Source organism: Streptomyces sp. PA03-5A (assembly GCF_033792725.1).
Taxonomy (GTDB): Bacteria; Actinomycetota; Actinomycetes; order Streptomycetales; family Streptomycetaceae; genus Actinacidiphila.
In genome coordinates this window covers 135,335-150,414 of record NZ_JARAVL010000021.1, presented here as the reverse complement: position 1 = coordinate 150,414, position 15,080 = coordinate 135,335, and the positions used below count along the sequence as shown (strand labels likewise).

Here is a 15,080-nt window from a genome sequence, read left to right as displayed (position 1 = left end):
AACGAGATCGTAAGTGTGTGGTTCGTAGGCCCAACGTGACCGATAGTTGGAGCCGTTGAGCTCGGGTCAATGGGTCCAAGCGCTTATGGGGAGCGCCGACTCACGAGCACAGGTGACCGGTATCACTGTCAGGGGTGTCAGTGAGGCCGGCCCTTTCACGTAAGAACAGTGACTCCTGAGGAGGCAAACCCATGCGCGGTGCCAAGAGCGCCACTTGGGTCGCAGGTGCGATCATCGTCGCTATGGCTGCTACCGCTTGCGGTGGCGGCGGTGGTGACAAGGGCAGCAGCAACGACGCTGGCGGCGTCAACCCCAACGGCAAGTTCTCCGTCGAGGTCGGCGAGCCGCAGAACCCCCTGCAGCCTGCCAACACCATGGAGTCCAACGGCAGCATCGTCGTCCGCTCGCTGTTCGCGCAGCTCGTGGACTACGACCCCAAGGGCAACATCGTCATGGTGAACGCCAAGTCGGTGGACACCAAGGACAACAAGACCTTCACGGTCACCCTGAAGGACGGCTGGACCTTCCACGACGGCACCCCGGTGACCGCCGAGTCCTACGTCAAGGCGTGGAACTGGGCCGCCAACATCAACAACGCCCAGACCAACGCGTCGTGGTTCGCCGACATCAAGGGCTTCGCGGACGTCCACCCCGAGAAGGAGGGTGCGAAGCCGAAGGCCGACGCCATGTCCGGCCTGAAGGTCGTCGACGACAAGACCTTCACCATCGAGCTCGCCACCCCGATCCCGTACTTCGTGTACAAGCTCGGTTACGAGGTGTTCTCGCCGCTGCCGGAGTCCTTCTACAAGGACCCGAAGGCCGCGGGCGAGAACCCGGTCGGCAACGGCCCGTACCAGTTCGTCAAGTGGGACCACAAGAAGCAGATCGAGGTCAAGCGCTTCGACGGCTACAAGGGCCCGGACAAGGCGAAGAACGGCGGTGTGATCTTCAAGAACTACACCGGCCTCGAGGCTGCGTACGAGGACCTGAAGTCCGGCAACGTCGACGTCCTGCGTCAGATCGGCCCGAAGGACCTCCCGGTCTACCGCGACGACCTCGGCGACCGCGCCGTGGACCAGGCGTACTCCGCCATCCAGTCCATCGTCCCGGCCTTCTACTCCAAGCAGTGGAAGAACGTCGACCCCAAGGTCATCCAGGGTCTGTCGATGGCGATCGACCGCGACACCATCACCAAGACCGTGCTCCAGGGCACCCGTGAGCCCGCCACCGGCTTCGTCGCCAAGGGCGTGCTGGGCTACCAGGACAACGTGGGCGGCGACGTCTTCAAGTACGACCCCGCGAAGGCCAAGGAGCTCATCCAGGCCGGCGGCGGCGTCCCCGGCAACAAGATCTCCATCCAGTACAACGCCGACGGCGGCCACAAGGAGTGGGTGGAGGCCGTCTGCAACAGCATCACCAACGCGACGGGCATCAAGTGCGCCGGCGACTCCAAGGCCGACTTCCAGAGCGACCTGGACGCCCGTGAGGCCCACGAGGTCAAGTCGATCTACCGCAGTGGCTGGGTGCTCGACTACCCCGTGAACGCCAACTTCATCCGTGACCTCTACGGCACCACCTCGGCGGGCAACCAGTCCGGCTTCTCCAACAAGGAGCTGGACGCGCTGATCAAGAAGGCCGACACCGCGGCCACGCTCGACGAGTCGGTCAAGGAGTACCAGGAAGCCGAGAAGAAGATGGTCGAGCTCATGCCCGCCATCCCGCTCTGGTACTACAAGGTCAACGCCGGCTACTCGGAGAACGTCACCAACGTCCAGTACGCCCAGAACGGTGACCCGATCCTCACCGGCGTCGAGGTCAAGAAGTAACCATCGCGTAGTGAGCACGCTGGCGCGGGGCTGACGGAGACGTCGGACGCGCGGGGTGCAGGCAACGGCTGGGGGGCCCTTCTCCCGTCTTCCCGAAGAGGAGGACGGGGGAAGGGCCCATCTCTGCTGCCACAGCGACTGACATGGAGGCACGATGGGGCGTTACGTCGCGCGGCGACTGCTCCAGATGATCCCGGTTTTCATCGGGACGACTCTGCTTATCTTTCTCATGGTCTACGCCCTCCCCGGCGACCCCGTACGGGCGCTCTTCGGCGACAAGGGCGCGGACCCGGCGACCGTGGCGCGGATCCGTCACGACCTCGGTCTCGACCAGCCGATCCTGAAGCAGTACTGGGATTACATGACGGGCATCATCCTGCACTTCGACTTCGGCAACCAGATCGCCAGCGGTCGGCCGGTGCGGGACGTGCTCGGCGAGGCCTTCCCGGTGACGATCCGGCTCGCCTCGCTCGCCTTCGCGATCGAACTGGTCGTGGGCATCGCCCTCGGTGTCTGGGCCGGCATGCGGGCGGGCAAGCTCGCCGACTCGCTGGTGCTGATCTTCACCCTGCTGCTGATCTCGGTCCCGGTCTTCGTCCTCGGCTTCATCTTCAAGCTGGTCTTCGCCTTCCAGCTCGGGTGGATGACACCGAACGTCCAGGACGACAGCAACTACAACCAGCTGCTGATGCCCGCCATCGTGCTGGCCGCGCTCTCGCTGGCGTACGTGGCGCGCCTCACCCGTACCTCCATAGCCGAGAACCTGCGCGCCGACTACATGCGGACCGCCATCGCCAAGGGCCTGCCCCGGCGCCGCGTGATCGGTGTGCACCTGATGCGCAACTCGATGATCCCCGTCGTCACCTTCCTCGGCACCGACATCGGCGCCCTGATGGGCGGCGCGGTCGTCACCGAGGGCCTGTTCAACATCCACGGTGTCGGCGGCACGATCTACGAGTCCATCCTGCGCCGTGAGGGGACCACGCTGGTCGGCCTCGTCACCGTCCTCGTGCTGGTGTTCCTCTTCACCAGCCTGCTCGTCGACCTGCTCTACGCGGTCCTGGACCCGAGGATCCGTTATGCCTGACGTCACCAAGACCGCCGTCGAGAACGCGGACCCGATGGGGGCCACGGCCGCGGACGCCGCTGCCGCCACCGGGCCCGCGCCCGCGGCGGAGAAGGCGCGCAGCCTGTGGGGCGACGCCTGGCGGGACCTGCGCCGCAACCCCTACTTCGTGGTCTCCGGCATCCTGATCCTGCTCCTCCTGCTGATCGCGGTCTTCCCGGGCCTGTTCACCAGTGCCTCGCCGACCTACGCCGACCTGCGGAACCACTACCTGGGCAAGCCCGAGTACGGCAAGGTCTTCTCCGCGGAGTGGCTCGGCTACGACGGGCAGGGCCGCAGCGTCTACGCCCGTGTGATCTACGGGACCCGCGCCTCGATCACGGTCGGCGTCAGCGTGACCCTCCTGGTCACCGTGCTGGGCGGCCTGATCGGCATGATCGCCGGCTACTTCGGCGGCTGGGTCGACACGATCCTGTCCCGGCTCACCGACGTCTTCTTCGCGGTGCCCTTCCTGCTCGGCACGCTGGTCGTCCTGAACTCCTTCACCGACCGCACCGTCTGGGTGGTCTCCGGCGCCCTGGCCTTCCTCGGCTGGACGCAGATCGCCCGCGTCATGCGCGGCTCGGTGATCACGATCAAGCAGGCCGACTACGTGCACGCGGCCCAGGCGCTGGGCGCGAGCACCACCCGGATCCTGTTCAAGCACATCCTTCCGAACGCCGTCGCCCCGGTGATCGTCGTCGCCACCATCGCGCTCGGCGGTTACATCTCGGCCGAGGCGACCCTGTCCTACCTCGGCCTCGGTCTGCCCACGTCCGTGGTCTCCTGGGGTCAGGACATCTCCGGCGGTGCCCAGCAGATCCGTACGGCGCAGCACATCATGCTGTACCCGTCGATCATGCTGAGCATCACGGTCCTGGCGTTCATCATGCTCGGCGATGCGGTCCGCAACGCCCTCGACCCCAAGCTGCGCTGAGGGAGGCGTACGTGACCACCATCGACAAGAACGCGGACGTGCCCGCGCCCCGTACCGGGGACGCCGCCGCTCCGCTGCTGGAAGTGCGCGACCTGCACGTGGAGTTCCACACCCGTGACGGCGTCGCCAAGGCCGTCAACGGTGTGAACTACACGGTGTCGGCCGGTGAGACCCTGGCAGTGCTGGGCGAGTCCGGCTCCGGCAAGTCCGTCACCGCGCAGGCGATCATGGGCATCCTCGACATGCCGCCCGGGAGGATCCCGCAGGGCGAGATCCTCTTCCAGGGCCGGGACATGCTCAAGATGTCGGGCGAGGAGCGCCGGAAGATCCGCGGCCGCAAGATCGCGATGATCTTCCAGGACGCGCTGTCCTCGCTGAACCCGGTGCTGACCGTCGGCTACCAGCTGGGCGAGATGTTCTGGGTCCATCAGGGCCTGTCCAAGAAGGAAGCCAAGGCCAAGGCCATCGAGATGATGGACCGGGTCCGCATCCCGGCGGCGAAGGAGCGGGTCAACGACTACCCGCACCAGTTCTCCGGCGGTATGCGCCAGCGCATCATGATCGCGATGGCGCTCGCCCTGGAGCCCGAGCTGATCATCGCCGACGAGCCCACCACGGCGCTCGACGTGACGGTGCAGGCGCAGGTCATGGACCTGCTCGCGGACCTGCAGCGCGAGTACAACATGGGCCTGATCCTCATCACCCACGACCTCGGCGTGGTCGCCGACGTCGCGGACAAGATCGCCGTGATGTACGCGGGCCGGATCGTCGAGACCGCGCCGGTCCACGAGATCTACAAGCGCCCGGCGCACCCGTATACCAAGGGCCTGCTGGAGTCGATCCCGCGCCTGGACCAGAAGGGCCAGGAGCTCTACGCGATCAAGGGCCTGCCCCCGAACCTGCTGCGCATCCCCACCGGCTGCGCCTTCAACCCGCGCTGCGAGATGGCGCAGGACATCTGCCGCACCGAGGTCCCCACGCTGCACCGGGTGACCGAGCAGGACGGCAGCGAGCTGCCGGGCCGCGGCAGCGCGTGCCACTTCTGGAAGGAGACGATCCATGGCTGACGTCACCAAGAACGACGAGGCCGTCTCCGACGAGGTGGCGGCGGTCGAGGCCGCGATCGCGCAGCCGGTCAAGCGGGGCGAGCCGATCCTCCAGGTGCGCAACCTGGTCAAGCACTTCCCGCTGACCCAGGGCATCCTCTTCAAGAAGCAGATCGGCGCCGTCAAGGCCGTCGACGGCATCTCCTTCGACCTGTACCAGGGCGAGACCCTGGGCATCGTGGGCGAGTCCGGCTGCGGCAAGTCCACCGTCGCCAAGCTGCTGATGAACCTGGAGCGGGCCACCGCCGGCGAGGTCTTCTACAAGGGGCAGGACATCACCAAGCTGTCCCGCCGCGCCCTGAAGGCCGTGCGCCGGAACATCCAGATGGTGTTCCAGGACCCGTACACCTCGCTGAACCCGCGCATGACGGTCGGCGACATCATCGGCGAGACCTTCGACATCCACCCCGAGGTGGCACCGAAGGGCGACCGGCGCCGCAAGGTGCAGGAGCTGCTGGACGTCGTCGGCCTGAACCCGGAGTACATCAACCGGTACCCGCACCAGTTCTCCGGCGGCCAGCGGCAGCGCATCGGCATCGCCCGCGGCCTGGCGCTCAACCCGGAGATCATCATCTGCGACGAGCCGGTCTCGGCGCTGGACGTCTCCGTGCAGGCGCAGGTCATCAACCTGATGGAGAAGCTGCAGGACGAGTTCAACCTCTCCTACATCTTCATCGCGCACGACCTGTCGATCGTCCGCCACATCTCCGACCGTGTCGGCGTGATGTACCTGGGCAAGATGGCCGAGATCGGTACCGACACCGAGATCTACGACCACCCGACCCACCCGTACACCCAGGCCCTGCTCTCGGCCGTGCCGGTGCCGGACCCGGAGGCGCGCGAGCACCGCGAGCGCATCATCCTCAGCGGTGACGTCCCGTCGCCGGCCAACCCGCCGTCCGGCTGCCGCTTCCGCACCCGGTGCTGGAAGGCACAGGACCGGTGTGCCACCGAGGAGCCGCTGCTGGCCATCCCGCAGCGCTTCAAGGGCGAGGACACCCCGGCCGCGCACGAGTCGGCGTGCCACTTCGCCGAGGAGAAGGACGTCGTCCACGCGGTGAACTGAGCACCGCCCGCACCACCCACGAGGGGCGCCCGCACGATTGCCGTGCGGGTGCCCCTCGGGCGTTCACGGCCGTACGGGGCGGCCGTCCGGCCCGGCGAGCGCGAGAGCGGTGAGGAAGGCCCCCTGGTGCGGGTCGGCCCAGTCGTCGTTCTCCGTGGCGTCCAGGAGCGTCCAGATGCCCCACTCGACCTGCATGTAGCGCACGGCCACCGGCCACAGGGCCACCTCGGCCGCGGTCAGCGTGCAGTGGCGGCGGTAGGCGTCGTGGAAGACGGCCCATTCGCCGGGCGTGAACGGCCGCGGCGGGGCGCCCGGGGACTCGGTGTGGAAGAGCAGCAGCGCCAGCGCGAGGTCGAGCAGCCGGGGCGCGTACTCGGCGTTCTCCGGGTCGATCAGGACCGGGCCGCCCTCGGCGTAGACCAGGTTGTTCGCCTTGAAGTCCATCGACGCGACGACACGGGGCAGGCCCGCGTCGCGCAGGGCGGGCAGCAGATGCGTCATCAAGGTCCGCGACCACAGCTCCAGCCGGGCCGTCGCGGCCTCGCGGACCGCCGGGGCGTGGCGGGCCAGGGCGGGGCGCAGCGCGTCGAGCTCGGCTTCGAGGTCCGCCGCTTCGTGGTCCGGCCAGATGAAGGCGGGGACCGCGGCGGGGCCGTCGGCGCTGTGGGCGTGCAGCCGTCCCAGCAGGTCGCCCGCCGCCTCGATGTCCGCCCCCGTACCGCGGTAGGGCCGGCCCTCCACCCAGGGGTAGGCCACCCAGTCCCCCTCGCCGATCCTGGCCGGGTTCGCGGCCGCCCCGTCGAGCGGGGTGACCACCGGGACGCCCCGCGCCGCCAGCGCGCGCGTCCAGCCGGCGACGGCCGCCGCCGCGGTCTGCGGCGATGCGGCCTTCTTCAGCGCCGCTTCCGTACCGGCCACACGGCAGCGGAAGACCGGCGAGTGCGGGTGGACCGAGCGGGCGGGACGGTCGCCCTCGGCCACCCCGAAATGGGCGAAGACGTCGGCGAAGGGCCGGGAGCGCGCGAGGGGCATGGCGGGGATCCTGTCCTGCCGGGAGACCCGGCCGCGGCGTGCGGGGCGGTCAACGGTCCCATGGCGGCGCCCACTTCGGCCACGCATATAGAGCGGTCCGCCCCGCCACCGAGGTGCGGTGACGGGGCGGACGCGGTGCCGGGAGCCGGCGCGGCTTACTTCAGGTAGCCGATGTTCTCGTAGCGCAGGTCCTGGAAGCCGTAGGCGCCGATGTTGGCCAGGTCCTTCTTCACCGCGTAGATGTCGGGACGCTGGTACAGCGGCAGCAGGTTGGCCTGCTGCCAGATCAGCAGGTCCGCGGCGTTGGCGTCGTCGATCGCCTGGGCCGGGTCGGTGTCGGCGGCGGCCTTGTTCATGGCCGCGTCCAGCTCGTCGCTGCCGACGCCGGTGTAGTTCTGCTGGATGTTGTCACCCACGGGCTTGGCGTAGATCGACTTGGTCGACGACACCGGGAAGGACGTCCCGAGCCAGGAGAAGGCCGTCAGGTCGAAGCTGCCGGTGTTGACGTACTTGTCGAAGAACTCCTGCAGCGGCACCGACTTGATGTTCAGCTTGATGCCGACCGCCTTGAGCATCGGCTGCATCAGCTTGCCCTCGTTGGCGGAGGTGCTGACGTTCGCCGGGATGACGAAGTCCAGCTCAAGGGTCTTGCCGCCCTTGGTGCGGAACTCGCCGCTCTGCTTCCAGCCGGCCTCGTCCAGCAGGCTCTTGGCCTTGGCCTGGTCGAAGGTGCCGATGCCGGTGGAGTTGTCCTTGTAGCCCTTCTGGTTGGTGACGAAGAAGTGGTTGTTCAGCGGCTTGGCGTCCCAGTCCAGACCCTGCAGGTCGGACTCGGCGATGGCCTGCCGGTTCAGGGCGGACATGATGGCCTGGCGGACCTTGACGTCCTTCAGCGCGCCGCGGGCACCGTTGAAGGTGACGTGGCGGTAGTTGGGACCGGCCGCCTTGCGGATGTCGGCGCCCTTGACCTCCTTGGCCTGCTTGTAGGCGGCCGAGTCGGGGCCGACGTTGAAGAAGTCGACCTCGCCGTTGGCGAAGGCGCCGGCGGTGGCGTCCGAGTCCAGCGCGCGGTAGATGATCTTGTCCAGGATGGCCTTGTTGCCCCACCAGCTGTCGTCGCGCACGACGGTCAGGGTCTTGGTGGTCTTGTCGATGCCCTGGAACTTGAAGGCGCCCGCGGTGACCGGGAACTTGCCCAGGTAGCCGGTGTTGAAGCCGTCGGCGGTGCCGACGACCTTGGCCGGGTAGAGCGGGCTGAACAGGCCCTTCCAGTCACCGTAGGGGCTGGAGAAGGTGACCACGGCCTCCTGGTCGTTGGCGCCCTTCGCGACGCTGCTGATCAGCTCGTAGCCGGTGCTGGAGGAGATCTTGTACTTGGCGTCCTTGCCGTTCAGCGCCTTCCAGCTGGCCTCGAAGTCCTTCCAGGACAGCGGGGTGCCGTCGGACCACTTGGCCTTGGGGTTGATCTTGTACGTGACGACCTGCTTGCCGGCGGTGTCGGCGACCTCGGCGGAGGTCAGGTAGTCCGGGTTCGGGGTGACCGTGCCGGCGGCGTCCGACATCATGATGATCGGCATCACGGCGCGCTCGACGTCGTAGCCGTCGGCCAGGGTGCCGTCGATCTGGTTGTAGTTGAAGTTCTCGGCGATCTCGCCCAGCGGCCAGTTCAGGGTGCCACCCTGCTTGAGCTGGTCGCGGTCGGTGGCCTTGATGTTGTTGGCGCTCGACTTGGGCACCGAGTTCTTCTTGGACGCGGCGTCGCTCTTCCCGTCCCCGCCGCCGCACGCGGTCAGGGTCAGCGCGCTCGCCGTGGCCAGCGCCACCACGGCGACGGACATACGTGTTCTGTTCAACGGACTCTCTCTCCTCTTACGGGGTGGGAAATCACACGACGGTGACGGCGGCGGCGAAGTGGCAGGCCGCGGTGTGGTCGCCCGCCAGTCCGGTCGGTGCCGGGTCCTCCTCGCGGCACCGGCCGCGGTCGGACTCGTCGAGGGAGGCGAACTTCGGGCAGCGGTTGCGGAATCGGCAGCCGGTCGGCACGTCCGCGGGGCTGGGAAGGTCACCGGTGAGCAGGATGCGCCTGCGATCGCGCTCCTTGCGGGGATCGGGCAGCGGCACCGCGGAGAGCAGCGCCTGGGTGTACGGGTGGGAGGGTGCTTCGAAGACGGCCTCGGCGGACCCGAGTTCGACGATCCTGCCGAGGTACATCACCGCGATCCGGTCGGCGATGTGCCGCACGACGGACAGGTCGTGCGCCACGAAGAGGTAGCTCAGGTTCATGCGCGCCTTGAGCTCGTCCAGCAGGTTGAGCACACCGGCCTGGATGGACACGTCCAGGGCCGAGACCGGCTCGTCCAGGACGACCAGCTTGGGCTCCAGCGCCAGCGCCCGCGCGATGCTGATGCGCTGCCGCTGCCCGCCGGAGAACTCCGCCGGGAAACGGTCCACGTGGTCCGGGTCGAGGCCGACCTGGTTCAGCAGTTCCGGCACCCGGGCGGCGATGCGGTCCCGGGACCAGCCGTGGGTCCTAAGGGGCTCGGCGAGGATGTCGCCGACCGGCATCCGCGGGTCGAGCGCGGCCATCGGGTCCTGGAAGACCACCTGAAGGTCGCGACGGAGCGCCTTGCGGTCGGCGCCCTTCAGGCCCCGGATGTCCTTGCCGAAGACGGTGACCGTGCCGGACTGCCCGGAGGGCAGGTCGAGGATCTCCAGCAGTGTCGTGGTCTTGCCGCAGCCCGACTCGCCCACCAGGCCGAGCGTTTCGCCCTCGCGGACGTCGAAGCTGATGCCGTCGACCGCGCGGACCTCGCCGACCTTGCGCTTGATGACCGCACCGTGGAGCAGCGGGAAGTGCTTGACCAGCCCGTCGACCTCCAGCACCGGGGCGCGGTCCGCGCGGGGCACGGAGTCGGCAGGGGCCTGCGGCACGGGCGGTACCGGGTAGATGGTCGCGGGGTCGAGGGAGCCGCCCGCCACCAGCTCGTGGCTGCGGTGGCAGGCCGTGGGGTGGTTGCCCCCCTCGCGCACCGTCAGCTCGGGCTCGATGCGCCGGCACACGTCGATGGCGATGGGGCAGCGGGCCGCGAAGGGGCAGCCGGTCGGCAGGTCCACCAGCGAGGGCGGGTTGCCGTCGATCGGGGTCAGCGCGTGGCGCCCGCCGTCGTCGAGCCGGGGGATCGAGCCGAGCAGACCGATGGTGTACGGCATGCGCGGGGTGTAGTAGACGTCGTCCACGGTCCCGGTCTCCACCGGGCGGCCCGCGTACATCACCTGGACCCGGTCGGCGAAGCCGGCCACCACGCCCAGGTCGTGGGTGATCATGACGATGGCGGCGCCGGTGACCTCCTGGGCCTTCTTCAGGACGTCGAGGATCTGCGCCTGGATGGTCACGTCCAGGGCGGTCGTCGGCTCGTCGGCGATGATCACCTCGGGGTCGTTGGCGATCGCCATGGCGATCATCGCGCGCTGGCGCATGCCGCCGGAGAACTCGTGGGGGAAGGCGTCGGCGCGCCGCGCCGGGTCCGGGATGCCCACCAGGTCCAGCAGCTCGATCGCGCGCTTGCGGGCGGTGTCCTTGTCCAGGTCCTGGTGGATCCGCAGCGCCTCGACGATCTGGTTGCCGACGGAGTAGACCGGCGTCAGCGCGGACAGCGGGTCCTGGAAGACCATCGCGATGTCCTTGCCGCGGATCTCGGTCATGTCCCGGTCGTCCAGCTCCAGCAGCTCGCGGCCGTGCAGCTTGACCGAGCCCTTGATGTCGGCGGTCTCCGGGAGCAGTCCGAGGACCGCGAGGGAGGAGACGGACTTGCCGGATCCGGACTCGCCGACGATGCCGAGGACCTCGCCGGGACGCACGGAGAAGGACACGCCGCGCACGGCCCTGACCGGCCCGGCCTCGCTCGGGAAGGAGACGTGGAGGTCGGTGACCTCAAGGGCGGGGGGCGTCTCGCTCACGACGTGCGTCCTTCCTTGGACGTGCTCTTCTTGGTGGTGCGGGGTGCGCGGGCCTTGGCGCCGCTGGAGTTGGGGTCGAGGGCGTCGCGCAGGCCGTCGCCGATGAAGGCGATGGACAGGCAGATCAGCACCAGGCAGCCGGCCGGGAAGTAGAACAGCCACGGGAAGGACGGGGCCGCCGGGGTGCCGGTGGCGATGACCGTGCCCAGCGAGACGTCGGGGGACTGCACGCCGAAGCCGAAGTAGGACAGGCTGGTCTCGCCGATGATCGCCGCGCCGACCTGGATCGTCCCGTCGATGATCAGCATCGAGGCCATCGACGGCAGGATGTGCCGGAAGATGATGACCGGCGCGGGCACGCCCATGTACTTGGCGGCCTTGACGAATTCACGGTCCTTCAGGGTGAGCGTCATGCTGCGGACCACCCGGCCGGTGATCATCCAGCTGAAGGCCGCCAGCAGCACCACGAACACCAGCCAGGTGGTGCCCTGGAACAGGGGCGACAGCACCGCGATGATCAGGAAGCTGGGCATGACCAGCAGCAGGTCGACCACCCACATCAGGGAACGGTCCGTCCAGCCGCCGAAGTAGCCGGCGCTGGCGCCGACCGCGGCGGCGACGAACGTGCAGATGAGACCGGTCAGGATGCCGATGACCAGTGACTTCTGCATACCGCGCGCGGTGAGTGCGAAGAGGTCGGAGCCGGTCTGGTCGGTGCCGAACCAGTGGCTCGCCGACGGCGGCTTCTGGAAGGCGGTGAAGTCGAGTTCGGTGTAGTCCCACTTGTAGAACAGCGGTGAGACGTACGCCATCAGGAAGAGCAGGACCAGCATGACCAGGCCGAACAGGGCCATGCGGTTGCGCGCGAAGCGGACGGCGGTGAGCCGGAGCCGGCTGCTCGCGCGGCGCTTGGCGGGCTGGTCGCCCGGCGCGGCGGCGGGCACTTGCGCCGGAGGCTGTACGGAGGGGGTCTGGACGGCCATGGGTGGAGGCTCCTGGGAACGCGGTTTCGGGGCGGCGGAGGGGTGCGGTGGGTCTCAGCGCACCCGTACGCGGGGATCGAGCGCCGCGTAGAGCACATCGGACAGCAGGCCGGCGATCAGGACCACGAACGCCGTGAACATGCCGACGGCGGCGACCGCGTTGACGTCGTTCGTGCTGATGGAGTTGACCAGCCACTCGCCCATGCCGTGCCAGCCGAAGATCTTCTCCGTGAAGGTCGCGCCGGTGAAGAGCAGGACGACGTTGTAGACCAGCAGCGGGACCACCGGGAGGACCGCGGTGCGCAGGCCGTGCTTCATCAGCGCCGCCCGCCGCGACAGGCCCTTGGCCCGGGCGGTGCGCAGGAAGTCGCTCCCGAGGACGTCCAGCATGGTGCTGCGCTGGTAGCGGCTGTAGAGGGCGACCTGGATGACGATCAGGGTCAGGCTGGGCAGCAGCAGGTGCTGCAGCCGGCTGGCGAGGATCTCCCCTGTCCCGGTCAGGCCGGGATCGTACTCGCCGGTGTACTCGATGACCTTGTGGCCCACGGCGTCGTTGATGTCGATCGCCCAGAGCTTGAAGGTCACCGCGATCACGAAGACCGGCATGGCCAGCACGAAGAACGACGCCAGTGTGGTGACCCGGTCCGATGTCCGGTACTGCCTGATGGCCCCCCAGGCGCCCACCAGGACACCGCCGATGGAACCCAGGATGGTGGCGATCAGCAGCAGGCGCGTGCTCACCCCGACGCGCCGGCCGAACTCGTCGTTGACCTCACCGCCCGTGACGGTCCGTCCGAGGTCCCCGTGGGCCACGCCGTTCGCCCAGTGGGCGAAGCGGACCACGACCGGGGTGTCGGGGTTGAGGTTGTAGTCGTTCAGGGTGGCCGTCACAGAGGACGCGGCCACCGGGGGGTTGCGGCCTGCGAAGTTGGCCCGCGGGTTGAGGCTGATCGCCGCCAGGAAGTACGTGAGGGAAGCCGCGATGAGAACCAGCGCCACGTGGTTGATCAGTCGGCGCAGCAGGTAACGGCCCACGGCTCACACTCTCAGTCGGTTCGTTTCGAACAAATAACAAGGTTGAACTTTCTTTGCCGGCCGCGTCTGACATAGTTGTGTAGCACGGCCGAAACATTTGCACCCGGGCCGTCTGCGCAGGTCGTGCGCATTCCACTCGGGCTTGAAGGGTTGATGGGACTTTCGCAACCGAATTATGGCCGCGTCAACGAGCGCCGGTTCGTCGTGATGGATCCTTTATTTTTTTGGTCGAAATTTAACCCGACTATCGGGATAACCCTCATTGACGGGCCGGCGCATAGGGAAAACCCTCTGTCCCCCCTCGGGAACCCCCGGGCCGGTGAGCCGCTGTGCAATATGTATGGGTTTGCGATGTCATGGTGAGTCTCGTGTCCTTCATGGCGTAGAGAGCTCCCCGAGGAGGCATCCGATGCGACGGAGCGCGGCGAGGTGGGCCGCCGGCACGGCCGTGGCCGCCCTGGTGGCCACCGGCTGCGGGGGCGCAGGAGGCGGCTCGACCGGCGCCTCCGGGGTGTTCAGCGCCTCGTGGACCGATCCGCAGAATCCGCTGGAGCCCGCCAACACCAATGAGGTGCAGGGCGGCAAGGTGCTGGACATGATCTTCCGCGGCCTGAAGAAGTACAACCCGAGGACGGCGGCCGCCGAGAACGTCATCGCCGACGCGATCACCACCACCGACCAGCGGACGTTCAGGATCAGGCTCAAGGACGGCTGGACCTTCAGCAACGGCGAGAAGGTCACCTCCGGTTCGTTCATCGACGCCTGGAACTACGGGGCGCTGGTGACGAACAAGCAGATCAACGCGTCCTTCTTCCGGTACGTCGAGGGCTACGACAAGGTCCACCCTCGGTCCGGCAGGCCGGCTGCCGGGAAGCTCTCCGGCCTGACCAGGCAGGACGACCTGAACTTCACCGTCAAGCTCAACCAGAAGTTCTCCACCTGGCCCGACACCCTCGGCTACGCCGCCTTCATGCCGCTGCCCCGGGCGTTCTTCACCGACCACGCCGCCTGGCTGCGCAAGCCCGTCGGCAACGGCCCGTACCGCGTGGAGTCCTACACCAAGGGCCAGGGCATGCGCCTGCGGACGTGGGCGGGGTACAAGGGCGGTGACGCGGCCGTCAACGGTGGCGTGGACCTCAAGGTCTACACGGACAACACCACCGCCTACACCGACCTGCAGGCCGGCAACCTCGACCTGGTCGACGACGTCCCCGCCTCCCAGCTGAAGAACGTGAAGGGCGACCTGGAGGGCCGCTACCTCAACACCCCGGCCGGCATCATCCAGACCCTCGCCTTCCCGCTCTACGACAAGGCCTGGTCGGGCGAGAACTCCGAGAAGCTCCGCCAGGGAATCTCCATGGCGATCAACCGCAAGCAGATCACCCGGCAGATCTTCCAGAACACCCGCATCCCGGCGCGGGACTGGACCTCACCCGTGCTCGGCGCGGACGGCGGCTTCGACGACACCCTCTGCGGCCGCACGTGCGACTACGACCCCGCCCGGGCCAGGCAGCTGGTCAAGGAGGGCGGCGGCCTCCCCGGAGGCACCATGAGGATCACGTACAACGCCGACAGCGGTTCCCACAAGGACTGGGTCGACGCGGTCTGCAACAGCATCAACAACGCGCTGGGCAAGGACGACGCCTGTGTCGGGGACCCCGTCGGCACCTTCGCCGACTTCCGCAACCAGATCGTCAACAAGCGGATGAAGAACCCGTTCCGGGCCGGGTGGCAGATGGACTACCCGCTGATCCAGAACTTCCTGCAGCCGCTGTACTACACCGACGCCTCGTCCAACGACGCGCACTTCAGCGACCCGCGGTTCGACGAGCTCGTCGACCGGGCGAACGCCGAGAGCGACACCGCCAAGGCCGTCGACACCTTCCAGCAGGCCGAGCGGATCCTGCCGCAGCAGGTCCCGGCGATCGCCCTGTGGTACCAGAACGGCAGCGCGGGCTGGTCCGGGCGGCTCTCCGCCGTCGCCCTCAACCCCTTCAGCGTCCCCGTCTACAACCAGATCAAGGTCAGCTGAC

Annotated in this window: 11 protein-coding genes; 6 read left to right on the top strand and 5 right to left on the bottom strand. The window is 68.1% G+C overall.

All coding sequences use genetic code 11. From position 1 onward, the window contains the following. The first annotated feature begins 191 nt into the window (after positions 1-191). From PV410_RS26000 to PV410_RS25980, 5 genes are all read left to right on the top strand, one after another. Positions 192-1,826: a peptide ABC transporter substrate-binding protein gene (locus PV410_RS26000; protein WP_500328026.1), complete on the top strand. Its 1,635-nt coding sequence runs from the start codon at positions 192-194 to the stop codon at positions 1,824-1,826. Between the two features lie 154 nt (positions 1,827-1,980). Continuing rightward, positions 1,981-2,913 carry an ABC transporter permease gene (locus PV410_RS25995; protein WP_500328025.1) on the top strand — a complete coding sequence of 311 codons (933 nt, stop codon included), beginning with the start codon at positions 1,981-1,983 and terminating at the stop codon, positions 2,911-2,913. Continuing rightward, the gene (locus tag PV410_RS25990; protein WP_500328023.1) at positions 2,906-3,868 is read left to right on the top strand and encodes an ABC transporter permease; all 963 of its coding nucleotides are present in this window, start codon (positions 2,906-2,908) and stop codon (positions 3,866-3,868) included. The genes PV410_RS25995 and PV410_RS25990 overlap by 8 nt, the downstream gene beginning before the upstream one ends. An 11-nt stretch (positions 3,869-3,879) precedes the next feature. Then, positions 3,880-4,935 (top strand): ABC transporter ATP-binding protein, encoded by a 1,056-nt coding sequence (locus PV410_RS25985; RefSeq protein ID WP_500328022.1) that lies wholly within the window; start codon positions 3,880-3,882, stop codon positions 4,933-4,935. Beyond that, positions 4,928-6,040, top strand: coding sequence for an ABC transporter ATP-binding protein (locus PV410_RS25980; protein WP_499513755.1), 1,113 nt, complete (start codon positions 4,928-4,930; stop codon positions 6,038-6,040). The genes PV410_RS25985 and PV410_RS25980 overlap by 8 nt, the downstream gene beginning before the upstream one ends. A gap of 63 nt (positions 6,041-6,103) precedes the next feature. Here the strand turns inward: PV410_RS25980 and PV410_RS25975 are convergent, their stop codons facing one another. The 5 genes from PV410_RS25975 to PV410_RS25955 all read right to left on the bottom strand — a co-directional run bounded on the left by PV410_RS25975 (position 6,104) and on the right by PV410_RS25955 (position 13,047). Beyond that, positions 6,104-7,072 (bottom strand): phosphotransferase enzyme family protein, encoded by a 969-nt coding sequence (locus PV410_RS25975; RefSeq protein ID WP_500328020.1) that lies wholly within the window; start codon positions 7,070-7,072, stop codon positions 6,104-6,106. A 155-nt stretch (positions 7,073-7,227) separates the two neighbouring features. After that, positions 7,228-8,925, bottom strand: coding sequence for an ABC transporter family substrate-binding protein (locus PV410_RS25970; protein ID WP_500328019.1), 1,698 nt, complete (start codon positions 8,923-8,925; stop codon positions 7,228-7,230). A gap of 31 nt (positions 8,926-8,956) precedes the next feature. Continuing rightward, complete coding sequence (locus PV410_RS25965; RefSeq protein WP_500328018.1) at positions 8,957-11,029, bottom strand: ABC transporter ATP-binding protein; 2,073 nt, start codon at positions 11,027-11,029, stop codon at positions 8,957-8,959. Next, the gene (locus PV410_RS25960; RefSeq protein ID WP_499513759.1) at positions 11,026-12,012 is read right to left on the bottom strand and encodes an ABC transporter permease; all 987 of its coding nucleotides are present in this window, start codon (positions 12,010-12,012) and stop codon (positions 11,026-11,028) included. The genes PV410_RS25965 and PV410_RS25960 overlap by 4 nt, the downstream gene beginning before the upstream one ends. A gap of 54 nt (positions 12,013-12,066) precedes the next feature. Then, entirely contained in the window at positions 12,067-13,047 is a 981-nt protein-coding gene (locus tag PV410_RS25955; protein ID WP_499513760.1) for an ABC transporter permease, read from the bottom strand. A 409-nt stretch (positions 13,048-13,456) separates the two neighbouring features. Here PV410_RS25955 and PV410_RS25950 point away from each other — a divergent pair, with 409 nt between their 5' ends. Continuing rightward, positions 13,457-15,079, top strand: a complete 1,623-nt coding sequence (locus PV410_RS25950) for a peptide ABC transporter substrate-binding protein (RefSeq protein WP_500328016.1) — start codon at positions 13,457-13,459, stop codon at positions 15,077-15,079. Position 15,080: the final 1 nt, after the last annotated feature.